General features: G+C 59.3%; 15 protein-coding genes. 11 read left to right on the forward strand and 4 right to left on the reverse strand.

The annotated features are described in order from the left end of the window. Positions 1–112: 112 nt before the first annotated feature. On the reverse strand, positions 113–2998 hold the full coding sequence (gene uvrA, locus WJ35_RS13190; protein WP_060236015.1) for an excinuclease ABC subunit UvrA: 2886 nt from the start codon (positions 2996–2998) through the stop codon (positions 113–115). 196 nt (positions 2999–3194) lie between these two features. Between uvrA and WJ35_RS13195 the strand changes: the two genes are divergently transcribed. From WJ35_RS13195 to WJ35_RS13215, 5 genes are all read left to right on the forward strand, one after another. Beyond that, complete coding sequence (locus WJ35_RS13195) at positions 3195–4382, forward strand: MFS transporter (protein ID WP_033354983.1); 1188 nt, start codon at positions 3195–3197, stop codon at positions 4380–4382. Positions 4383–4484: 102 nt separating this feature from the next. Then, positions 4485–5036 carry a single-stranded DNA-binding protein gene (locus WJ35_RS13200; protein ID WP_069239274.1) on the forward strand — a complete coding sequence of 184 codons (552 nt, stop codon included), beginning with the start codon at positions 4485–4487 and terminating at the stop codon, positions 5034–5036. A gap of 256 nt (positions 5037–5292) precedes the next feature. Beyond that, entirely contained in the window at positions 5293–6492 is a 1200-nt protein-coding gene (locus WJ35_RS13205; RefSeq protein WP_069239275.1) for a tyrosine-type recombinase/integrase, read from the forward strand. Further along, positions 6489–8111 carry a site-specific integrase gene (locus WJ35_RS13210; RefSeq protein ID WP_080484308.1) on the forward strand — a complete coding sequence of 541 codons (1623 nt, stop codon included), beginning with the start codon at positions 6489–6491 and terminating at the stop codon, positions 8109–8111. The genes WJ35_RS13205 and WJ35_RS13210 overlap by 4 nt, the downstream gene beginning before the upstream one ends. A gap of 4 nt (positions 8112–8115) precedes the next feature. Next, entirely contained in the window at positions 8116–10107 is a 1992-nt protein-coding gene (locus WJ35_RS13215; RefSeq protein WP_224056243.1) for an integrase, read from the forward strand. A 196-nt stretch (positions 10108–10303) separates the two neighbouring features. Here WJ35_RS13215 and WJ35_RS13220 read toward each other — a convergent pair. Then, positions 10304–11478 (reverse strand): IS3-like element ISBvi4 family transposase gene (locus WJ35_RS13220; protein ID WP_155121863.1). Its coding sequence is split into 2 segments (ribosomal slippage): positions 10304–11217 and positions 11217–11478, totalling 1176 coding nucleotides; the frame shifts between segments, so codons are not numbered across the junction. Positions 11479–11863: 385 nt separating this feature from the next. After that, positions 11864–12154: a helix-turn-helix domain-containing protein gene (locus tag WJ35_RS13230; RefSeq protein WP_069239277.1), complete on the reverse strand. Its 291-nt coding sequence runs from the start codon at positions 12152–12154 to the stop codon at positions 11864–11866. A 1290-nt stretch (positions 12155–13444) separates the two neighbouring features. On the opposite strand from WJ35_RS13230, the gene WJ35_RS13235 reads away from it, so the two are divergent. The 5 genes from WJ35_RS13235 to WJ35_RS13250 all read left to right on the forward strand — a co-directional run bounded on the left by WJ35_RS13235 (position 13445) and on the right by WJ35_RS13250 (position 18330). Continuing rightward, positions 13445–13750: a helix-turn-helix domain-containing protein gene (locus WJ35_RS13235; RefSeq protein ID WP_069239278.1), complete on the forward strand. Its 306-nt coding sequence runs from the start codon at positions 13445–13447 to the stop codon at positions 13748–13750. Continuing rightward, positions 13731–14717 (forward strand): reverse transcriptase family protein, encoded by a 987-nt coding sequence (locus tag WJ35_RS30055; RefSeq protein ID WP_080484309.1) that lies wholly within the window; start codon positions 13731–13733, stop codon positions 14715–14717. Before WJ35_RS13235 ends, WJ35_RS30055 begins: the two co-directional genes overlap by 20 nt. Positions 14718–14861: 144 nt before the next feature. Further along, the gene (locus WJ35_RS13240; RefSeq protein ID WP_069239279.1) at positions 14862–15932 is read left to right on the forward strand and encodes an ABC-three component system protein; all 1071 of its coding nucleotides are present in this window, start codon (positions 14862–14864) and stop codon (positions 15930–15932) included. A gap of 50 nt (positions 15933–15982) precedes the next feature. Continuing rightward, on the forward strand, positions 15983–16423 hold the full coding sequence (locus WJ35_RS32645) for an ABC-three component system middle component 2 (RefSeq protein ID WP_069239280.1): 441 nt from the start codon (positions 15983–15985) through the stop codon (positions 16421–16423). Continuing rightward, positions 16414–18330, forward strand: a complete 1917-nt coding sequence (locus WJ35_RS13250; RefSeq protein ID WP_069239281.1) for a hypothetical protein — start codon at positions 16414–16416, stop codon at positions 18328–18330. Before WJ35_RS32645 ends, WJ35_RS13250 begins: the two co-directional genes overlap by 10 nt. Positions 18331–18628: 298 nt before the next feature. Here the strand turns inward: WJ35_RS13250 and WJ35_RS13260 are convergent. Then, a protein-coding gene (locus WJ35_RS13260) for an IS3-like element ISBvi4 family transposase (protein WP_155121863.1) occupies positions 18629–19803 on the reverse strand; the annotation gives its coding sequence in 2 pieces (ribosomal slippage) (positions 18629–19542 and positions 19542–19803; 1176 coding nt in all). Between the two features lie 31 nt (positions 19804–19834). On the opposite strand from WJ35_RS13260, the gene WJ35_RS13270 reads away from it, so the two are divergent. Next, complete coding sequence (locus tag WJ35_RS13270; protein ID WP_155121901.1) at positions 19835–23533, forward strand: RNA-directed DNA polymerase; 3699 nt, start codon at positions 19835–19837, stop codon at positions 23531–23533. Positions 23534–23780 lie beyond the last annotated feature (247 nt).

The raw sequence follows: 23780 nt of genomic DNA on the forward strand, positions 1-23780 counted from the left end.
GGGCCATTTGGTGCGTGGTGCGAACGCAAAAAGGGAAAACGCCGACGGGCCGCCGAACGGCAGCCGGGGAGGGGGCGCGCGCGGCCGTCCTGCCGCGCGCGGCGCGGCGGGATCAGCCCGCCGCGACTTTGCGGGTGGTGCGCCTGAGCAGCGGCGCGAGGTACTTGCCGGTGAAGCTCGCCTTCGTCTTCGCGACCTGCTCGGGCGTGCCCTGCGCGATGATCTGGCCGCCGCCCGCGCCGCCTTCCGGGCCGAGGTCGATCACCCAGTCGGCCGTCTTGATCACGTCGAGGTTGTGCTCGATGATCACGACCGTGTTGCCCTGGTCGCGCAGCCGGTGGATCACTTCGAGCAGCAGCGCGATGTCGTGGAAGTGCAGGCCGGTGGTCGGCTCGTCGAGGATGTACAGCGTGCGGCCCGTGTCGCGCTTGGAGAGCTCGAGCGACAGCTTCACGCGCTGCGCCTCGCCGCCCGACAGCGTCGTCGCCGACTGGCCGAGGCGGATGTAGCCGAGGCCGACGTCGAGCAGCGTCTTCAGCTTGCGCGCGACGACGGGCACCGCGTTGAAGAACTCGTACGCGTGCTCGACCGTCATGTCGAGCACTTCGCTGATGTTCTTGCCCTTGTACAGGACTTCGAGCGTCTCGCGGTTGTAGCGCTTGCCGTGGCAGACGTCGCACGGCACGTAGACGTCCGGCAGGAAGTGCATCTCGACCTTCAGCACGCCGTCGCCCTGGCACGACTCGCAGCGGCCGCCTTTCACGTTGAACGAGAAGCGGCCCGGATCGTAGCCGCGCTCCTTCGAGGTCGGCACGCCGGAGAACAGCTCGCGGATCGGCGTGAACAGGCCCGTATACGTGGCCGGGTTCGAGCGCGGCGTGCGGCCGATCGGCGACTGGTCGACGTTGATCACCTTGTCGAAATGCTCGAGGCCCTCGATCGCCTCGTGCGGCGCCGGCTCGGCCGACGAGCCGTACAGGTGGCGCGCGACCGCGTGATACAGCGTGTCGTTGATCAGCGTCGACTTGCCGGAGCCCGACACGCCGGTGATGCAGGTCAGCAGGCCGACCGGCAGCTCGAGGTCGACGTGCTTCAGGTTGTTGCCGTGCGCGTCGACGATGCGCAGCATCCGCTCCGGCTCGGGCGCGATCCGCTCGTCCGGATACTCGATCGTGCGCTTGCCGACGAGGTACTGGCCGGTCAGCGATGCCGCGTTCGCCTGCACCTGCTTCGGCGTGCCTTCGGCGACCACCACGCCGCCGTGCTCGCCCGCGCCGGGGCCCATGTCGACCACGTAGTCGGCGGTGCGGATCATGTCCTCGTCGTGCTCGACGACGATCACCGAGTTGCCGAGGTCGCGCAGGTGCTTGAGCGTCGCGATCAGCCGGTCGTTGTCGCGCTGGTGCAGGCCGATCGACGGCTCGTCGAGCACGTACATCACGCCGGTGAGGCCCGAGCCGATCTGCGACGCGAGCCGGATGCGCTGCGCCTCGCCGCCCGACAGCGTTTCCGCGCTGCGCTCGAGCGACAGGTAGTCGAGGCCGACGTTGTTCAGGAAGGTCAGCCGCGCGACGATTTCCTTGATCACCTTTTCGGCGATTTCGCCCTTCGCGCCTTCGAGCGTCAGGCCGTCGAAGTAGCCGAGCGCGTCGCGCAGCGGCCAGCCGCTGACTTCGTAGATCGCGCGCGCGTAGTCGCCCGCGCCGACCCGCACGTGGCGCGCCTCGCGGCGCAGGCGGGTGCCGTCGCACGACGGGCACGGCTGGTTGTTCTGGTACTTCGACAGCTCCTCGCGCACCGCGACCGAATCGGTCTCGCGGTAGCGGCGCTCCAGGTTCGGGATGATCCCCTCGAACACGTGCTCGCGGATCGTCGTGCGGCCGCGCTCGTTGATGTACGAGAACGGGATCGTCTGCTTGCCGGAGCCATACAACAGCACCTTCCTGATCTTCTCGGGGAGATCCTCGAACGCGGCGTCGATGTCGAATTCGTAGAACGCCGCGAGGCTCTGCAGCATCTGGAAGTAGAACTGGTTGCGCCGGTCCCAGCCCTTCACCGCGCCCGCGGCGAGCGACAGCGACGGGTGCGCGACGACCCGCTTCGGATCGAAGAACGTGATCTGGCCGAGGCCGTCGCATTCCGGGCACGCGCCCATCGGGTTGTTGAACGAGAACAGGCGCGGCTCGAGCTCCTGCAGCGAGTACGAGCAGATCGGGCACGCGAACTTCGAGCTGAACAGGTGCTCCTTGTCGGTATCCATCTCGAGCGCGATCGCGCGGCCGTCCGCGAGGCGCAGCGCCGTCTCGAACGACTCGGCGAGGCGCTGCTTCATGTCCGGGCGCACCTTCAGGCGGTCGACGACCACGTCGATCGTGTGCTTGTCGTTCTTCTTGAGCTTCGGCAGCGCGTCGACCTCGTAGATCTTCGCGACGCCTTCGTTCGCGGTGCCGCCGCCCGAGCGCACGCGAAAGCGCACGAAGCCCTGCGCCTGCATGTCCTCGAACAGCTCGGCGTGCTCGCCCTTGCGGTTCGCGACGACGGGCGCGAGGATCATCAGCTTGGTGTCCTCGGGCAGCGCGAGCGCCGCGTCGACCATCTGCGACACGCTCTGCGCTTCCAGCGGGATCTCGTGGTCCGGGCAGTACGGCGTGCCGACCCGTGCGTACAAAAGCCGCAGGTAGTCGTGGATTTCGGTGACCGTGCCGACGGTCGAACGCGGGTTGTGCGACGTCGCCTTCTGCTCGATCGAGATCGCGGGCGACAGGCCCTCGATCAGGTCGACGTCCGGTTTCTCCATCAGCTGCAGGAACTGGCGCGCGTACGCGGACAGGCTTTCGACGTAGCGGCGCTGCCCTTCCGCATAAAGGGTATCGAACGCGAGCGACGACTTGCCCGACCCGGACAGCCCGGTAATCACGATCAGCTTGTGGCGCGGCAGGTCGAGATTGACGTTTTTCAGGTTGTGGGTGCGCGCCCCACGGATACGAATCTGTTCCATGAACCTGGCGAAAAGGAGGGGGGACCAAACCTGCTACTATAACGGCTTTTCGAGACCGTCGTTCGGGGCTCCCGACCTTTGCAGCAGCTGTCAGCAAGGCCGTCGCCCGCGCCCGGCCGGCCGCCCGGGCCAACGGCCGTGATCTTCCGCCGCCCGCTGCCGGGCGGACATTCCGATCATTCGAAATTCACTCCCGATGTCCAATCCGTCCGCCACGTCTTCCCGCATGACCGCGCCCGAATTGCGCGCGACCACGTCGCTCGCCGCGATCTTCGCGCTGCGCATGCTCGGCCTGTTCATGATCATGCCGGTGTTCTCGGTCTACGCGAAAACCATCCCGGGCGGCGACAACGTGCTGCTCGTCGGCATCGCGCTCGGGGCCTACGGCGTCACGCAGTCGCTGCTCTACATCTTCTACGGCTGGGCGTCCGACAAGTTCGGCCGCAAGCCGGTGATCGCGACCGGCCTTTTGATCTTCGCGATCGGCAGCTTCGTCGCCGCGTTCGCGCACGACATCACGTGGATCATCGTCGGCCGCGTGATCCAGGGGATGGGCGCGGTGTCGTCCGCGGTGCTCGCGTTCATCGCGGACCTGACGTCCGAGCAGAACCGCACGAAGGCGATGGCGATGGTCGGCGGCTCGATCGGCGTGTCGTTCGCGGTCGCGATCGTCGGCGCGCCGATCGTGTTCCACTGGGTCGGGATGAACGGGCTGTTCGCGCTCGTCGGCGTGCTGTCGATCCTCGCGATCGGCGTCGTGCTGTGGGTCGTGCCGAATGCGGCGAAGCCCGTGCACGTGCCCGCGCCGTTCTCCGAAGTGCTGCACAACGCCGAGCTGCTGCGCCTCAATTTCGGCGTGCTCGTGCTGCATGCGACGCAGACCGCGCTGTTTCTCGTCGTGCCGCGCCTGCTCGTCGACGGCGGGCTGCCGGTCGCGTCGCACTGGAAGGTCTACCTGCCGGTGATGGCACTCGCGTTCGTGATGATGGTGCCGGCGATCATCGTCGCGGAAAAGCAGGGCAAGATGAAACCCGTGCTGCTCGGCGGCATCCTCGCTATCCTGATCGGCCAATTGCTGCTGGGCAGCACGCCGCATACCATCCTGATTGTGGCCGCGGTGCTGTTCGTCTATTTCTTGGGATTCAACATCCTGGAAGCGTCGCAGCCGTCGCTGGTCTCGAAGCTCGCGCCGGGCTCGCGCAAGGGCGCGGCCACGGGCGTGTACAACACGACGCAATCGATCGGGCTCGCGCTCGGCGGCGTCGTGGGCGGGTGGCTGCTCAAGCATGGCGGCGCGAACACGGTGTTCTACGCGTGCTCGGGCCTCGTGGCCGCGTGGCTTATAATCGCGGCCAGCATGAAGGCGCCGCCGCGCAAGGCCTGACCCCTTATCCGGGCTCGCATCGGCGGGGCTTGCCGGGCAGCCCGGCGGGCCGGCTCGACGTGATCCGCGAGCGGCCCGGCATCGAATCTATTGGAGAAACACATGGCATCCGTCAACAAGGTCATCCTCGTCGGCAATCTCGGCGCCGATCCTGAAGTCCGTTACCTGCCGAGCGGCGACGCGGTTGCGAACATCCGTCTCGCGACGACCGACCGCTACAAGGACAAGGCGAGCGGCGAGTTCAAGGAAATGACCGAGTGGCATCGCGTCGCGTTCTTCGGCCGCCTCGCGGAAATCGTCAGCGAATACCTGAAGAAGGGTTCGTCGGTGTATATCGAAGGCCGCATCCGCACCCGCAAGTGGCAAGGCCAGGACGGCCAGGACCGTTACTCGACCGAAATCGTCGCCGACCAGATGCAGATGCTCGGCGGCCGCGGTGGTTCGGGCGGCGGCGGCGGTGGTGGTGACGAAGGCGGTTACGGCGGCGGCTACGGCGGTGGCGGCGGCAGCCGCGGCGGCGAGCAGGCGGAACGCGGCAGCCGTACCGGCGGCGCATCGCGCGGCGGTGCGGGCGGTGCAGGTGGCGGCCAGAGCCGTCCGAGCGCGCCGGCCGGCGGCGGGTTCGACGAGATGGACGACGATATTCCGTTCTGATTTCCCGTATCCGAGAAATGTAAAGATCAACCCCGCCTTTTGGTGGGGTTTTTTCTTTATATATCTGGGATTCAGAGCGTTCCTTGACCCGCAACATTTGCCGGAGGGGTACCGCGGCGGCAGACGATTTTTCGCTGATAACGCATATCGTCAACTTTCGGTGTTAGCAATCCTGAGGCGCGGGCTTCCCCAGGCGTTGCCATGAAAAAGTCGTAAACATTGCGTACCTTGAGTCGGCAGCATCAAGGAGAGACGCATGCAAGTGCGATTTCACGTGGTTACGGTTCTGCATCCAGGAGGGGAGCGTCTTCCAATCCTGCTTGATGCGGAAAGGCAACCGGTGCCATGGATTAACGCGTATCTCATCAAGCACCTGCGTCCCAGGCTGTCTGTCAACAGTCTCATCAAGACGTTGCGCGCTCTCGGTTATATGTGGGCTTGGGCGTTGGCAGAGGCGTTTCCGCTGGAGACGCGTCTAGTTTCTGGCGAAGGTCTGAGTCAGGACGAGATCGTCAGTCAGCTTTACCCCTGGTTGCGGCGCAACTTCCAGACAACCCGAAAAGTTCGCAAGCTCATCGTTTCGCCGAGCACCGTAGCGTTTCGTCTGAACGTCGTTTCGCAGTGTGTCAGGTGGCATCTCGAGTGCGCGATATTCGCGATGCCAGTGGGTAGCCCAGAAATTCGCGAAATGCGAGAGAGGTTGACGTTCATTGAGCGTAGCTTCTCAACAGCGGGGCGCGTGCGCGTCGAGTCTTCGACTCATGCGACGCCGCTGTCGACAGATCAACAGCAACGACTATTGCGGATCTGCCATCCTGACTCTCGCGAGAATCCATGGAAAAAGCCGTATCGGCAGCGCAACTTCCTGATCGTGCTGATGATGGCAATGCTCGGTGTGCGTCGGGGGGAGTTGCTCAAGCTTCGGGTTTCGGACTGCCACTTGTCTCGCGCTATTCCCGAAATCCGTGTGCAGAGATCGCCCGACGATCCAAGTGATCCCCGGATCAACGAGCCGCAAGTCAAGACCGAGTCGAGACTTCTACCGTGCAACACATCGCTAGCCAGGTACCTTAACGACTACATCTGCACGACGCGCCGAAATATCCCAGGAGCCGGCAGGAGCCCGTTCCTATTTCTAAGTCGAGGCGGACAACCGATGAGCCTTGCGCGCGTGAATGGTCTCCTTGATCAGATCGCAATTGTTCATCCTGAATTCGAAGGTCTGCACCCGCATTGCCTGCGCAGCACATGTGCGACCAACTTCCGCGAGGCTGGCTTGCGCAATGGATTGGACGAGGAGCGAATCGACAAGGACATGATGTACTTCTTTGGCTGGCGCTCGGCCGACTCAGTGATGCCGTATATCGATGCGGCCATCCGGCGCGAATCGTGTGAGATCAGCCTGAGCTACCAGGCTGCGTCCCTTGGCAGGTCAATCTTCCGGAGCGACGCATGACGAACAGCGACGTGAACCAAGCTATGGCGGAACACCTGCGGCGGTACGGCCTTCCAGCGTTGCCGGATTTCGTTGTTGACCGGGATGGACGGCGAATGGACCTCCATGGCACGGTATGGAAGTTTAATGTGGCGACTGAGCACATAGCCGTCGACTGGTCCAGCTTTGCCGACTGCAATGCGATTGTGAGCTATGCGCTGCGGCGATGGGCCGTGCTGCTGCTTGCTCAACAAGCTGGCCGAACCGTGGCGAACGGTATCCGCACCATTGTCGATGCGCTTCGCGATCCCCTCTCAGAACGGGGTCAACATATGTGGCCAGGGCTGGCCGAGATTACTGATCCAGTGCGTATGCGAACGGCTCTGCGCGCCCAGATGGAAAGGGCAATTCAGGGCCTGCGAGTACGGAAAGCAATGGTCGACTTTTACGTCCTGCGCCATTGGTATCTTTGGTCATCGGAAATGTTGGACTGCCTCGGTTTCGACGAGGAATTCGCTCTCGAACTCGATGAAGTTCAAATTCCTGCGCGACCGTCGCGTCTTGCGGTTGAACTCGAGGACGAGGAGTGCGGTCCGCTCTGGGATACCGAAGTGACGATTCTTCGTCGCGCGCTGCTGGAGGATGTATCGACGGCGCGTCAGCACGTAATGCAGCGCGCGGCAGTCGCGCTCAGTCTTGCATACGGTCGCAATCCATCTAACTTCTGCCTGCTGCGGGAGACAGACTTTAGGAATGTGCTTGCAGGGTTTGACGTGCTGGAGCAATGGACGCTCTCAATTCCCAGAATTAAGAAGCCGGGTGTTGGTGCCAGGCAGGCCTTTATCGAGGAACGCGTGAGCGACGAACTGGCGGGCTTCTTGCGGACGCTTCTTGATGCGAACAAATTGGTTGACTGTGGCGATCACCCCCGGCCTATCTTCATGCGCGAGAATTTTGATCGTTGGTGTCAGGACACCGGCGTCGGTGAATACGGCTACCACATTAAAGTCGATGAATTCCGCCTGTTGATAAAACGGTTTGCCGTACGGATGAATCTTTTTTCCCCACGTACGGGGCAGGCTCTTCATGTTACTTCCCGTCGGTTGCGCTATACGTTCGCGACGACAATGGTGGAATTGGGTGTGTCAAAGAGAGTGCTTGCCGCCATGCTTGATCACTCCGACACGCAGCACGTTCAGGTTTATTACGCCCTGAAGGGGCGGCGCCTGACCAAGATTCTCGATCAGGCGGCCGCGCTGAAGATGGGGCCGCTGATGAGGCTGTTTCGTGGAACACTGGTACCGTCATCCGAGTGTGCCGTGAGTGGCCCTGATCCTACGAAGCGCATCCAGTTCGTTGGTGATATATCGGCGGTACTGCCGGTTGAAATCGGAGCCTGCGGACAGGATCAGCTTTGTGCCCTTGATCCACCGTTCTCGTGCTACCTCTGTCCAAAGTTCCAACCCTACGTGGAAGCCGACCATCAGGCGGTGCTAAGCGAACTGCTCGCGGGCCGCAAGTACCGTCAAACGAAATACGGCGCGCGTTTGTCAATCCAGTTGGATGATGTCATCTACGCGGTTGCGCAAGTGATCCGAGAGGTCGACGAATATGTCTGCGGGCGTCGCAAGAAAGCGTAAATCGATGGCGGCGCTTGCCAGTGCGGTTGGCAAGCTGTCGGATAACTGGATCGTCAACCGTGAGACGCTAGTAGACAAAGCAAAGGTCTTAGTCCCGTTCCCGGGCGTGGAATGGGACGGTACTGTCTGGGATGTATCGTTGGCTTACCTGCACCGCACCCGTGGCTACAAAGCGGACCGACCAGCCCAGCGTCTGCTGTTCACGCAGCATAGCCACGTGCCACGGATGCCCGGGGCGCCATTTAGGGGGGCGTTTGGGGATGTCGTGAAGTCGCTTATATGCCAGCGGCATCGTCAACGGGGGCAGTCGGCAAGCAGTCACATGGTGTTTATCCGGGCTTCGCGCTACGTGTTCGATGCATTGGCAGATAGAGACTATGACATCGGCCAGTTGACGGCGAATCATCTGGATGCTGCGGCTGCAAGGCTGTTCGAGCGCGAGAGGGAGTCAACGGCATACAAGGTCGTTGGTCACATGGAGGAGTTCGCCGATGCGCTAGATCGTAACGGTTTGTGCAGGATACGACTCGACTGGCGCTGCCGACGCAAATCCCGTCCGAAATCAATGACGCCTGGTCGGATTGACGACTTGGCACAGCAGGTCGGGCAACATAGTCAGCTACCAGATGAGGAGGCCATCCGCGCGATCGGCTACCTCTATCAGCAGATCCCACGTGACGCATCGCCACATGATCCCGTCAGTGCCGATCGCATCATGATTCTGATTGCAACGGTAATGGTCTGCACCGGGCTGCGCATTGGCGAAATGCTGACCTTGCCAGAGAAACCCATCTCCCGTGCTGAAGACGGCAGCAAAAATCTGCGCTATGCGCGCTTGAAGGGACGTGCCGACGATGTGGCCGTCGAGTGGCTTATCAAACCGCTGTTGACGGAGACCGAGGAGGTCGTCGAAGCAGCACTGATCGAGCTATGGGAGGCGACGCAGGGAGCTCGCCAAATATCCCGCTCGTTCCATGAGTCGGGCGAGCTACTCGCAGCCTTACCGTTACAGGCGGAAATTGTTGGCACTTCGTTACCCGCAATACTCGGACTGCGCAGCAAAGCGGTCGCGCAGTTCCTGAAAGCTCGGCGCATCACTTACACCGTCGTCGCGAAGAATATTCGGATCAGTCGCGAGGCGCTGCTTCAGGGAATTCGGGGCGACCACTGGGCATCGCCCACCATACCCGGCACACCCGGTCGCGGCCTTGCGCTCCATGAAGCGCTCTGCGTTGTTTACACAAATCAGATGCACCGTGGCACTCGAACGACGCTGACCTACGCGGCGCGTCCGATCACTGACCAGAACGTGCGGGATTTCCTGACTGGACGTGGAGTCGTTGGTTCCGTTTTCGAGCGTTACGCGATCGCCGACAGTAGTGGCGGCCAAATAAACGTTCGCTCGCATGGATTTCGTCACTTTCTAAACCATCTACTGGACGAGGGTGGTGCACCGGATCTCGTGCAGACCAAATGGTTCGGGCGCAAGCATGCCGGCGACACAAAGGCCTATCAGCACCTGACGCACGCCCAAAAGGCCGCGCAAGTAGTGGCGGACATCATGGACGGTCAAATCAGCGGTGCGGTGACGGAACTTGCGAAGGTTCTGCCAGCCGAGCTCGCACAGACATTCCTGACTGCACGCATCCATGCCGTCCACGATGTCGGACCGGGAATGTGCATTCACGACTTCCAGATGGCGCCGTGCCCGCGACATCTGCAGTGCACGGTGAACTGCGACGAGTACATCTGGTTGAAGCGCGATGCGTCACGGTCAGACGAACTCAAGAGACAGGCGGCCGTTGTCTATATCAGCCTGCAAAGTGTTCAGAAGCAGATCGACGGACAGGCGTTGGTTGAGCCGGACTGGATGAGGCACCTGCGTATCCGGTACGACCAGCTGATGACGCAATTGGCACCGCTCAACTTCGGGGAAGTAGATCTTGTACGCTATATCGATCAAGGGGGCTGCCATGCCGAAGGCGATTCGAGCTAACTCGAAAATCAGTGCTGCAAAGTTGACGAGCATCATCGCTGAGCTTGAGCGGTGGCGAGACAAGGAGCTCGGCGTCAAACTGACATGGGAGAGGATTGAAGCGTTTTCAGGATTTACGCGGCAAGCACTGAGTCGTCACCCGAAGATTGCAAGTGCATATCAGTGAGGTCGGACGGAATTCGTGGAGGCCAACGGGTTAAGCAGCGATCTGATTCAAATAGAAGCGCTGCGTGAACGCGACAGGCGATTGGTAGTTCAGACGCGCCTGCGTGCGCTGCCGGTTGTAGAAGATTTCGATGTATTCGCTGATCGCCAGGCGCGCCTGCTCGCGCGTGGCGAAGCGTTGATGATAGACCAGTTCATTCTTCAGCGTTCCCCAGAAGGATTCGATGGGCGCGTTGTCGTAGCAGTTGCCACGGCGGCTCATCGACGCGCGCATGTCAAACTGGCCGATGAGTGCTTGATAAGCCAGCGCACAATATTGCGACCCACGGTCGCTATGATGAATCAGGCCCGCCGGCGGTCGTCGGGTTGCGACAGCGCGAAACAGTGCCTGCATGACCAGATTTTTCGTCATACGTTCGCTCATCGCATAGCCGACGATTTCGCCGCTGTACAGGTCCTTCAGGCCGGCAAGATACAGCCAGCCCTCGTCGGTCGCGATATAGGTGATGTCACCGCACCAGGCCTGATTGGGCGCGGTCACTGAGAAATCCTGGTTCAACAGATTCGGCGCGACAGGCAGGTCGTGCTTCGAATTCGTCGTGGCCTTGAACCGGCGTTTCTGCTTGCAGCGCAGTCCCAGTTTTCTACGCAGTCGCCTGATCCGGTGCACGCCGATTCGCACGCCACGTTCATCGAGATGTTGCTTCAGGCGCTCGGGCCCGAAGCTTTCCCGAGTTCGCTGATGTGCCGCAAGTACCTCCGCTTCCAGGCGAGGCTCCTGCTGCGTTCTTTCGGACGGCCCGCGCTTGCGCCACGCATAGTAGCCGCTCACCGATACACCCAGCACGCGGCACATCGGCGGCACGGGATAGTCCTGTCGCATTTGTTCGATCACGCCGTACTTCACCGCGACTCCTTCGCGAAGTACGTCGCGAACTTTTTTAGCAGATCGCGCTCCATTTTGACCTCGGCCAGTTCGCGCTTGACCTGCGCCAGCTCGGCCTCCATTTCCGTCAGTGGCCTCTGGTGCCGGCCGACATCTTTCAGCTTACCGGCCTTCGCCGCGCGCACCCAGTTTGCCAGCGTCTTGATTGGGATCGACAAGCGCCGGGAAGCTTCCGATACCCCCACACCTTCGGCCAACGCCAACTTGACCGCTTCGTCGCGAAGCTCCTTCGTATAGACCGCTCTTGGAATTCGATTCATCCATGCCTCCGTTTCTCGATTTTACGAAACGTTGGCTTCCATTTTTTCCGACCGGCCTCACAGGAAGCCAAACAGTCCCTGTCAATGCCTGGTCGTCGTTCCCGGTCACGTTCGCAAGACGACGAGCGCGCGTACTTTGACGAAACTCTTGCTTCGCTACGAGCGGAGGTGAGGCGATACGAAGCATTGGAACAGGAGTGGCTTCGGCGTTGGCAACGCATCGCATTCCATTGCTCCAGACGCGGGCTGAGCATCGGTGAACTTGATCAACCGCTGGATGATCCAGGACGAAGCTTCGATGCAGGAAGAAGAGTGTGATCGCAGCTCAATCGGAGTTCTCGATCGTCGACGCTGCACGGTCGAACCTCGGTCACTGCCGCGAGTTCTATTGCGCTTCTTCAAGGATAGTCAGTAATTCACTTCTCAGGTCGGACAGGGCCGACTCCACCCCATTGTCGTTGTATTCGTCCAAGTATGCAGTGGCTATGAGCGTGAGAGGGTGGACGCCTAGTACCTCTGCCAACTGCTCGATCTTTCCGAGAGTAGGAGACTTGAGGCCGCGCTCGACGGTGCTGACATAGGTGCGGCTGGAGACAACGCCGAAGTCCTCTTGAGATACTCCTTTCGCTTGGCGAAGCATCCGCAACGCTGCGCCGATTCGCGCCGATGAGTGCATGCAAGCCCCCTCGATAAAGGACTTGATGTACTCATTTCGAACACTAAAGAACTACAATCTATAGTGTTCATTTGGTATCATCGGCGCCATGTTTGCAACACACAAAGCCAATGCATTGCCGTTTTATTCCGCCGTCGCGGGGGATCAATTTTCTGTATGGTCGATCGTCGACATCTGGGGAGGCAATGACGCACTTGTTCTCCAGCTGTCAGAGAGTGCTCAGCGAGGAAGTCCAAGAAAAGTCACCCTTGTCGATTTGAAGGATTGCCCAGCTGTAATCCAGCAGTGCGTTAGCGATGGACTCGTGGTTCGCGGTGCTGCAATCCTGCGATTGAGTGCCGCGTGTTCGTCGCGGATGTGGAAGCTTGAAGCGTTGCGAGAGATTCGTGCCGGTGTGATTCCACCGACGGTGCAGAAGAGTCGCAACGTACGCCAACGTCCAGCCATGGCGTTGATTGCCGAGGACGGTTCTCGGCACTACCTCCCGATGGCAGCCGATGCTCCGACATACCCTAGCAAGGGCCAACGAGTTTATCGTCGATCGATCACCACGAAAGCGAGTACCGGGAACTTGTGACGTCCGATCTACCGGGGCCAGGGTGGGTGTCGCGAGGCATCGTAGACATGTCCGCCCGACGTGCGACTCGATGCTACGGCGCTTACCTTTTCGACGTGCTTCTCATCATTCTCGGTAGGTACCGTGGAACGGATGAGATCCCGTTCCAATTCACGACGATACCGACTGTCACTCCCTATCCAGATCAACGACGAGCTGTCGTGTCACCTCTGGCTTCGCTGTCAGCGAAATAAACTTCGCTGTCAGCGAAGTTTATGCTATGCTGAAGTCTGGTTGGTGTTGAAGATAAAGCCAGCGTGGTACCTGGACCGTTTTCATCGGTCTGCGGAGAGGTAACTCTCCAAACCTTACCCCGGCACGTGTGCTCGGGGCCCCGCCCGCCGCCTGGTACGGCGGGCGGAGACGGATAGGCAGGGGAAACGTCGTCCCGCTTCGATTTCTCGTTACGTACTGGTCCCGAGGCAATTGTGCCGAGGGGTAACGAGAGAACACCATGGTCAAAAAAACCATACCCAACCAGGGACGACAGTCAGTGCATCAATCTCGGGGCGGTTCGTGGGCCAAGCTTCGGCGAGCCCTGGTCAACCCCAAGACCGTGTCACTGTTGATGGGATGGCTTCGCGTTGCTGTTGCGATTGCGCGGCTGTTCGATCACTGGACGCGGTGAGCGCCGACACCCCTGCCTAGTCCTTGTTTTGAAAGGAGGCGATCAAATGTTGCACAAGGCTTTACGCCACCTTCGCCGATATCATCGAATGACCCAGGAAGAGTTGGCGAGCCGCCTCGAGATTTCCAACAACTACTTGTCGGAGATCGAATCGGGCAAGAAGGCGCATGCAATCACGGTCGATTTGCTGAACAGATATGCGAGCGTGTTTGGCGTACCCGTGTCGAGCCTGATGCTGTTCTCCGAGGAGTTGGAATCCGACAAGCGCAGCGAGAAGATTCGTGTTGCGATGGCGTCAAACGTGCTGAAGGTACTGGACTGGGTAGCCGCCGATGACGAGAGACGCGCGTAAGCGAGATAAATCTGCGGGGCGTGCACGACTGCGCAAGAACAAGTCGGCGCGCTATCCGATCGAATCGTCTCCGCTCTGGAAATTGTCGAGCATTCATCAACTCGCGGTACTGATCGGCATTCCAGTCGATGAGCTTGAGGCCACGTGCATGGCGCCGACGTACCATCGATTCGATGAAGCATCGAAGGACGGTAAGGAGCCGCGGCACATCCAAGAGCCTACTGGAGCCACGCTGCGTGCTCACTATCGCCTTGTCAGGCATCTAGATAGTATTCAACGGCCCGATTTCCTGCATTCCGCCACGAAGAAGCGCTCACACATTACGAACGCTCGAGCTCATGCCGAGAGCGGTGGTGCCGTAGTGGCGATGGATATACGCAAATTCTTCGAGAGCACAATGTATCAGCACGTCAAGAGTTTCTTTCACAAAGATCTCGGCTGCTCGCACGATATTGCTCGGTTCTTGGCAAACATCTGTACTGCGGATGGACATCTGCCGACTGGCAGTTGCATCAGTCCGTTGCTCTCGTATTTCACGCATCGTCATCTTTTCGCAGACATCGAACGACTCTGCGCTGAGCGTGGTGTCACGATGACCCTTTACGTTGATGACTTGACCCTATCGGGCCCTCATGCGACAAAAGGCCTGCTATTTGAAACAAAGGTAATGATTAAGCGGTGTGGTCTGCGAACGAAGGATGCAAAGGACGCTGTCGTGCGGCCGGGAAAGGCAGCCATCATTACGGGAGTCGTGCGACGCGACGGCGGTGTTCGGCTTCGCAACAAGCACCACGGTGCGATTGTGGCAATTCAAGATTCGATTGCGACAGCCGGTGATAACAACCGCGACGTGCTGAGAGGACGATTGGCGGCTGCGCGAGCAGTGGAGCCGAGCGCTGCTGCTCGTCTCGAGGAGCGATTGACGCGTATGATGACGAGAAAGTCGGTGAACGAATCGCTCAAGTAAGGGAGCGATATACGGCGGTATCATAGCGTCGATTAGTATTGAGTCAATGACGCTACGAGCAGTCCGAGCGAGAAGTTCGGGGATCGGATGCTCACGATGTGCGAAGACGTATGTCAATGCGCAAGAAGAAATATATGAGGGGATATGTGTACAAATCCGACTCAGAAGCCAGTGCGGAAGAGCCGTTTTTCGGTCAAGCGCGGCGTTATTCCTCCGTCGTCCCAGATTTTGCTAATTCACCCCGACCAGTGGGAGAAGCTTGTCGAGGTGGCCTGCCTAAATCGTCCGCTCGGCGGTGGCGCGAAGTACGCCTTCGTCAAGCATTTGGGCGGCTCTGGGGATGGTGGGCGCGACGTCGAAGCTCGCCTGGTTCCCGCATTGAGCGCGGGGCAATGGGACTTGTTCCAAGGCAAGCATTATGACCACGCGTTGACGCCGACCGACGTGTTCAAAGAACTGGTCAAGTTCTTCAAGCACTTAGCGGCGAAGACTTACCCTGAGCCGCGCTACTACTACCTCTGCGCACCGCGCGGCGTGGGTAATGATCTGCATAATCTGCTAGCCAAGCCCAACGAATTCAAACAGCGCCTGCTGGACGCATGGAAGGCGGAGAGAACAGGGCTTCAGGGGCGTGCCGCTGAGTTGACTCAGGAACTCGAGAGTCTGGTTACTGCTTTCGACTTCCGGAATATCGTCGAATGCCAGACGCGAGACATTCTGGAATGGCATGCCCTGGATCGAAAGGCCCACTTCGAACTGTTCGGCATCGAGGGGGAGCGTGGTGACGATCCCTTGGCCCCAACCGCCCCCGAAGTCCGTGAACATGTCTACATCGAGGAGTTGCGGAAAGTTTACGCTGAAGTTTGCGGCATGAGCTTGACGCTTGATGAACTGATGTCATCGGATTCGTGCGGTGAGCATTTCCAAAGTCATCGTGTGCTTTTCTACTGCGCTGAAGGCCTGAAGACATTCAGTAGAGATACGTATGGAGAAGCCGAGTTCGATGCATTGCTGAACATGGTGCTGACCGGCATAGGGCCGAAGGTCAAAAGCCCGCGACACCGAACCGGGCTCGACAGGCTTGAGGCGGGCACCAGTGGCGCCGAGCAACTGGTCGTCAGCGATAGCGTACTTGCTCCCAAATTGCGGCCTGGTGATCTGCCGGGTACCTGCCACCACTTGGTGAACCAGAAGAGGCTAAAGTGGGTCAAGTGAAGCGACGGGCGCTGCCTGTATTCAATTCACCCTTCGAGCTTGGCATACGCATGGTCTACTTGCTGCAGGCACTCACGCCGCGAGGAGCGGACCTACAGAAACTGGTGCTTCTCGACTATGCCATCGTGTACTCAGCCGACTTGAACGGACCGAGCAGCTTGCATACGCCCATCCCATTTCGCGGCGCGGAGCTCATGAGCCGACGCGAGCTAATTGAGCAGGGGCTCTACTTAATGAGCACGCGTGGCTTGGTGACGGCCACGTGGGGTGCAGATGGGATCACTTATTTTGCAGGGGATCTCGCGCGAACTATGACGGGCGCGCTGACTTCAAACTATCTGCGCGAGTTGGAGCACCGCTGCACATGGGTAGCGGAACACTATGGTCAAGCAGGCTCCACGGAACTCACTGCTCAGTTCGCTGCTAGCGGCCACCTGTGGGGCGCCGAGCTTGAGTCGGTGGCACGAGATGGAGGCGGCGTATGGGCATAGTTCTGACGTCTCTTTCGGTCCTTGGGCCCGATCGTGAAGTCGCTCAAGTCACGTTCCACCCCAAGCGGCGGCTGATCCGAGGACCAAGTGAGACCGGGAAGTCGTACATCTACGACTGCCTCTGGTACATGTTGGGAGGCGACGATTTTCCCGAAACGTTTCCGTTGTCGCAGGGTTATCAGGAATTTTGCTTGCGGTTTACCGCTCTCGGCGATGAATATGAAGTCCGCCGCGGGATATCTGGCGGCGGCACGGCAATTTACTGGCGAGCGTTGGGCAGCCCCGAGGAACAAGCGTTCGAGCCTCTGGATCAAGACCTCGGGAAATTGCTCGTGAGCCTGTCTGGTGCTGACGGCAAGCAGATTCTGCGCAATCACAGTAAGCGGGGCGCTGTGACGGGGGACGACCTTCGTCACTGGGCGTTGTGGTCGCAATCCGATATCCCCGCTAAGCAGCCCAGCGTTGGGATCGGGCAAGCAGCGTCGAAGCGTGAGGCTTCTTTCCATCTATTCGTGACGGGTACCGACGACTCCGGTATTCAACTCCGCAAGTCTCTGTCAGAGGCCGAGCGTGCCCGCGGCGAGTTACAAGCCGCTGAGGCTGCTTTAGCGCGCATTCAAGAATTCATGTCGACGGATCTGAATCGCGGGGATGTAGCAGACGCGCTGGAGCGGGTGGATAGTACTTTGTCGGCGATGACGAGCCAGTATGACGCGCGTGCTTCCGCATTGCAGGATCTGCGCAAGCAGATTGCAGAAACGTCAGACAGTTTGCGCAGAGTAGAAAATAGACGAAATCATGCGCAGTCCATGATTAGCCGGTTCGAGCTGCTGGACAAGAAGTACACGAACGACTTGGCACGCCTTGGTGGCACTAGCGAGGGCGTCGCATTCTTCCAGGAACTTCCAACGGTGGATTGCCCCTTGTGCGGCACGCCGGCGGAAAGTCAAGTTGACCCTAACGACCTGCGTCCCGGGGCGCCTGGCAATTATCGAACGGCCATCGCGGCGGAGGTCGAGAAGATTCGTATCTTGCGCATCGGACTCCTCGGGGCACTCCACCACGAGCGAAACCGATATCAACTCTGCAAGACTGACGCTGAGAAACTTGCGGGTGATATGAGTGCGTTGCAGAACCGTGAGGCGACAGTTCTACAGAACGCACGCATAGAATTTACTGCTGACCCGAAGAGCTTGGCGCTGCGACGTTCTGAGCTCTCGGCGCAACTGAGTAACTTCGACGAGATGCAGCGCTTAACAGCCGAGATTGGTCGTTTGAAGAAGGCTACCGTTCGCAAGCGCATCACCGTAACTCGTGAAGCCGGTACATTCGGGCGCGAGGTGGCGGATCGTGCGAGGGAGTTGTTGAGTGCCTGGGGGTTCAACGCTATCGAAAATATCGCACTCGATGACGACGCGTGCGACCTGCGTATCGACGATCGCTCAAGATTGAGCTACGGCGCGGGTGTGCGAGGTCTGTACCTATCCTCGCTAATGGTTGCACTCATGGAGCATGCCCTTGAGAAAGGACATCCCCATCTCGGTGTCGTTGTCTTGGATTCCCCCTTAAAGACGTACGCAGATCCGGAGTCGACCGAGGAACATGAGGTACCTCCTGCAACGATCGTTGATCGGTTCTATAGCTGGATGTCTACATGGAGCGGACGTGGCCAAGTCATTGTTCTCGAGAACGAACCCATAAAGTTGGAGACTGCGGAAGCACTCGATCCCATCACGTTCACGCGTATTCGTGGCAAAGGTAGGTACGGTTTTTATCCATTACGCGACGGCGTCAGCCATGGTTTGGAAGCCGAGGAAGCCGAGGAAGCTGAGTCGAGCGAAGCAGGTGGTGTGCCCAGCGACGATCTGGGCGATGAAGACGACGCAGGAATGGGAGTGCGGAGCTAGTACCGCGTTGCTGCTACCTACGTTGGACACCTAGTGGCTCAACGTTCTAGCTTGTTCTCGGTCCCATACGTTCATCCAATATGAGCTTGATCAAGACGAAGTACGAAAGACTGGCCCCTCGAATGGAGTACCTCTGTGATGAGGTGGTTCTGGCGCTTGCTTGGAAGAAGGCTTCGGCGTACGTCCGAAGGCACAACTGGTATGCAGACACGTTAGAGTTGGATGCCTCCGGGCTCAATCTCGAGGGGTTGACCCAAGCGTGGTCTGAGGTCGGACGGAATTCGTGGAGGCCAACGGGTTAAGCAGCGATCTGATTCAAATAGAAGCGCTGCGTGAACGCGACAGGCGATTGGTAGTTCAGACGCGCCTGCGTGCGCTGCCGGTTGTAGAAGATTTCGATGTATTCGCTGATCGCCAGGCGCGCCTGCTCGCGCGTGGCGAAGCGTTGATGATAGACCAGTTCATTCTTCAGCGTTCCCCAGAAGGATTCGATGGGCGCGTTGTCGTAGCAGTTGCCACGGCGGCTCATCGACGCGCGCATGTCAAACTGGCCGATGAGTGCTTGATAAGCCAGCGCACAATATTGCGACCCACGGTCGCTATGATGAATCAGGCCCGCCGGCGGTCGTCGGGTTGCGACAGCGCGAAACAGTGCCTGCATGACCAGATTTTTCGTCATACGTTCGCTCATCGCATAGCCGACGATTTCGCCGCTGTACAGGTCCTTCAGGCCGGCAAGATACAGCCAGCCCTCGTCGGTCGCGATATAGGTGATGTCACCGCACCAGGCCTGATTGGGCGCGGTCACTGAGAAATCCTGGTTCAACAGATTCGGCGCGACAGGCAGGTCGTGCTTCGAATTCGTCGTGGCCTTGAACCGGCGTTTCTGCTTGCAGCGCAGTCCCAGTTTTCTACGCAGTCGCCTGATCCGGTGCACGCCGATTCGCACGCCACGTTCATCGAGATGTTGCTTCAGGCGCTCGGGCCCGAAGCTTTCCCGAGTTCGCTGATGTGCCGCAAGTACCTCCGCTTCCAGGCGAGGCTCCTGCTGCGTTCTTTCGGACGGCCCGCGCTTGCGCCACGCATAGTAGCCGCTCACCGATACACCCAGCACGCGGCACATCGGCGGCACGGGATAGTCCTGTCGCATTTGTTCGATCACGCCGTACTTCACCGCGACTCCTTCGCGAAGTACGTCGCGAACTTTTTTAGCAGATCGCGCTCCATTTTGACCTCGGCCAGTTCGCGCTTGACCTGCGCCAGCTCGGCCTCCATTTCCGTCAGTGGCCTCTGGTGCCGGCCGACATCTTTCAGCTTACCGGCCTTCGCCGCGCGCACCCAGTTTGCCAGCGTCTTGATTGGGATCGACAAGCGCCGGGAAGCTTCCGATACCCCCACACCTTCGGCCAACGCCAACTTGACCGCTTCGTCGCGAAGCTCCTTCGTATAGACCGCTCTTGGAATTCGATTCATCCATGCCTCCGTTTCTCGATTTTACGAAACGTTGGCTTCCATTTTTTCCGACCGGCCTCAGTCATTCGAGGTCGCAAATAAGCACTATGAGCCCAACCCCGCCAGATTGGTGCCGGCACCGAAGAATGGGCGCTGGGGCTTCGCAGAGAATCTACCGGGTGGGTGGGGGCCGCTCCCGTCTCTGGATAACCAGGATAGTGCATCGACACTGCTGACTCTGCGTCCCTTGGCGCATGTGGGCATTCGCGAACAGACCATCGCTACCGCAGTGCTGCTCTGCCTTGCCGACTGTATCGAGACCGCACAGGGCAATCCGGCTGTGAAGGCTACGGAAGCGCTGGGGAAGGGGGTCTTCAGCTATGGAAATCGGCTTTACTGCCGTTGGAGCGACGACGATAGCCAAGCGAGATTCTCGTGGGGCAGTTCTGACACATACAGTCGCTACTACGCTGACTATCAGCAGTTTGTCGCTCGGCCCAGGGAGGTCGCTGCCGCGCTCGAGGACGAGTTCGACAATGAAGACGATGCGCGCGTTTTGATGGTGAAGCTCGATGTCAGCGCCTACTACGATCGAATCAATATTCCACGGCTCATCGCAAAGCTGAAGAATGAGTACAACCGCTACTGGGGCGACGACATTGAAAGACCGATGGACGATGATGCGTTCTGGGTGGCCGCCGAGGCTGCGCTGACCTTCGAGTGGTCTACTGCCGATGATGCGCTCAAGGGGCTGTTGAAGAATAGCGAGCTGCCGCGTGGTTTGCCGCAAGGGCTCATGGCGAGTGGCTTCTTTGCCAATGCCTACCTACTGGAGCTTGATCGTGCGATTGGGCTTGCATGCCAGAAGCGGCGCAATATCAAAATCGGTGACCGCGAATCACTGGTGACGCTTCACGACTACTGCCGCTACGTCGACGACCTGCGCTTGGTAGTGTCTACCGATGACCCTGAGTTGGACCTCGCCGAGTTGCAGACGGGCATCACAAACTGGACTCAAAGGCAACTGAACAAATCTTTGGGCGACGCTCAAGGGAAAATCACACTGACCCTTAACGGCGCCAAGACCGAAATTGAGCTGCTGAGCAAAGTTGCGAAAGGCACAAGCATTGCTAATCGCATGCGGCAGGTCCAGCAGCAACTCAGTGGCCCATTCGATCTATCTTCGTTGGAAGATCTCGAGACAGCATTGAATGGCCTCCTGTCGATGGCAGAGGTGGAAGGAGCAACCAGCAAGGTACGGAAGCCCCGCGGCGTTCCTGCCTTGGCCCTTGTAACCAAACCACCGATGGACGTACGTGATGACACGCTTACCCGATTCGCTGCATTCCGCATCTGCAAATCGCTGAAGCAGCGCCGGCTTTTGACCGACTTGGGCGAGACGCGCGAGAACGGTACGGCCGGCGAGCAGCTTCAACAGGACTATGAACTTGCCGCTCGGCGCTTGGTTGGTGCTTGGTCGGAAAACCCTTCGCTTGTTCAAGTTCTGCGGTACGCGTTTGACCTATTTCCCTCAGCATCTCTGTTACGGGATGTCCTCGACGCACTTGCCCGGAAGTTTCAGGACGCAGACAGTCATTCTGACCAAGCATCTGTCGCTTGGTACATTTTGGCCGAGCTGTTTCGTGCGGCTGCCACGGAAACAGGCCGATCGTCGGTCGGTGATGACGGGCTGCAGGTCGGGGATATCGACGAGTACCGTGCGGAGCTTGCTGAGTATGCAGAGACGGTCCTGCAGAACGGCGACTGTCCGTGGTTTGCGCAGCAACAGGCTGCGCTACTGCTAGCTACACTTGGCTCTCCCTCGAACTTACTGAGTGACGAACCAGAACTTGCACGCTATCGCGTCCTCCATGCGTACCTCTCCGGTCGATATCAATCTGAAGGTCTCCCAGACGATGACGTTATCGGAATTGCCATCGTGGGGTATCAGCTGGAAGGCAACGCGCGTAGGTTTGCAAACTGGCTCCGTCGCTTCTCGGTTAAGCGAAGTAAGAACAGCACCCGCCGCGCATTCGAGCTGGTATACAAGGGCGACCCATCTCTTTTCGATGCGATTACCACGCTCCGCGCCAACGGTGCCGCTTTTTTTGATCGCGAGCTCCTCAACCCAGAGCAGGCTCTGCACGTTGATTCTCGGAACAAGGATGGCGAGCCTCTTCCAACCGGGGTCTGGCTCCGCCTCAGCAGGGCTGCTTGTCATTCCACGAGACCGTTTAGGCATGAGAACGCGCTGCTGAGGCTTGCGCAATGCCTGACCGAAGTGGATGACTGGACTCGGCCGGACGATACGATCTACTCAGCCTTTGACTTTGATGTGATGTGCGAAGACTGGACGCGGCTCGACGACCCCGACGGCCCATCGCTGCATGTTCGTCTCCAGCCAAAGAGCGCGCAACGAAAGACGCCGCGATTCCGGGCTCCAGCGTGGTGCAAACCCGAGTTGAGTTGGCAGTACGCGATTGGCGCAATCCTGCGTGCCGCTGCGGTTGGCAGCAACGACTTCACCCTCGTTTGGCGCGTCGGCGGGAGCGAGTCTGGTTGGTACCGCGGACTTTCAAGTACCCCGTCACGTCGACAAGTTGGGATGCTCCATTCCTCGCAGGCTCTGGGCGGCACTGCCTCGTCAGTTACGCCATGGTTTAGTGGCCTGCTCAACGTTCTGCTTCGATGGCCCGGGATTGAGGTTGACCCGGACGAGCATCCGGCCTCAAGCACTGCCGAAGTGAAGGATCTGAGGGGCATCATTAACGAGCGCCTCAAGGTCCAGAGCGGAATTTTTGGCCGCAGCACTGGTTCACCGGTCTACCGCTACCCCGTACGTTGGCAGCTCCGCGATTCCCGGTCGCTGCGAGTCGTCGTCGTCCAGGGGTTGCTTCCAAGCGTCGCGGACTTCAAGACACATGAACTCGACGGTCTCAGCAGCAACCCTTTCCGAACGCAACACCGCAATCACACCGCCGCGCTGTTGAACTTGGTCGCGAAGAAACTCGATGCATACGAGCGCCTCGGTGACGGCGCGAAGAAGCCAATCGTTGACCTCGTCGTCTTCCCCGAGTACTCAATTCATGTTGGTGACCAAGACCTGCTTCGAGCCTTCTCCGATGACACCGGTGCGATGCTCCACTACGGCCTGCTGGGAGCGCTGCACCCGATAACCGGGAGGCATACAAATGCGTCACGCTGGCTGATTCCGGTCCGAACGAGCAGCCGGAGATCGTGGATCGAAGTTGACCAGGGAAAGTTGCATCTCACGGGCGTTGAGCTGGGGATGGGGGTTGAGAAGTGGTGTCCATACCGGGTGGTGATAGAGCTACAGCTGGACCAGCTCACATCGTATCGGATGGTGGGAGCCATCTGTTACGACGCCACTGACCTCGCGCTTGCCGCCGACATGAGGAACGAGTCGCACATGTTTGTGGTGCCTGCACACAATCAAGACATTAAAACGTTTGACAGCATGATTGCCGCGCTCAGATATCACATGTATCAGCACGTAGTCGTCTGCAACATCGGTGAGTTCGGTGGCTCGTCCGCGCAGGCTCCGTATGACGATGAACATCGACGCACTATCTCCCACGCGCATGGGGCGAACCAAATCTCGGTGGCTGTCTTCGACGTGCCGATGGACCACTTCGGTCCCAAGCTTCTCGCGTTGTCGCCGGGAGCGCCGAAGATGGTGAAGAAACGACTAGGTAAGACACCACCAGCGGGGCTTGCGCGTCGGCCATAGCAGGTAGCTTTTCAATTCAGCTACCGAAGGGGCTTATATAGGGACTTAACTCTGAATGATGATGTGGCAATGGCGGGGGCGACTCGAGGCCTGAAATTTGACAGACACGACACTCGATTAGTCGCGAGGACAATGCGGCCGTAGCTAGGCAGTCATGCATTGCCGAAAGTCGGCGTCGCCGCGATTAACTCGAAATAGTTGGCCGCCGACGGAGCAGCGGCCAACTATCTAGTACGCTAGCATTGCT

It is taken from the genome of Burkholderia ubonensis (genome assembly GCF_001718695.1).
Taxonomy (GTDB): domain Bacteria; phylum Pseudomonadota; class Gammaproteobacteria; order Burkholderiales; family Burkholderiaceae; genus Burkholderia; species Burkholderia ubonensis_B.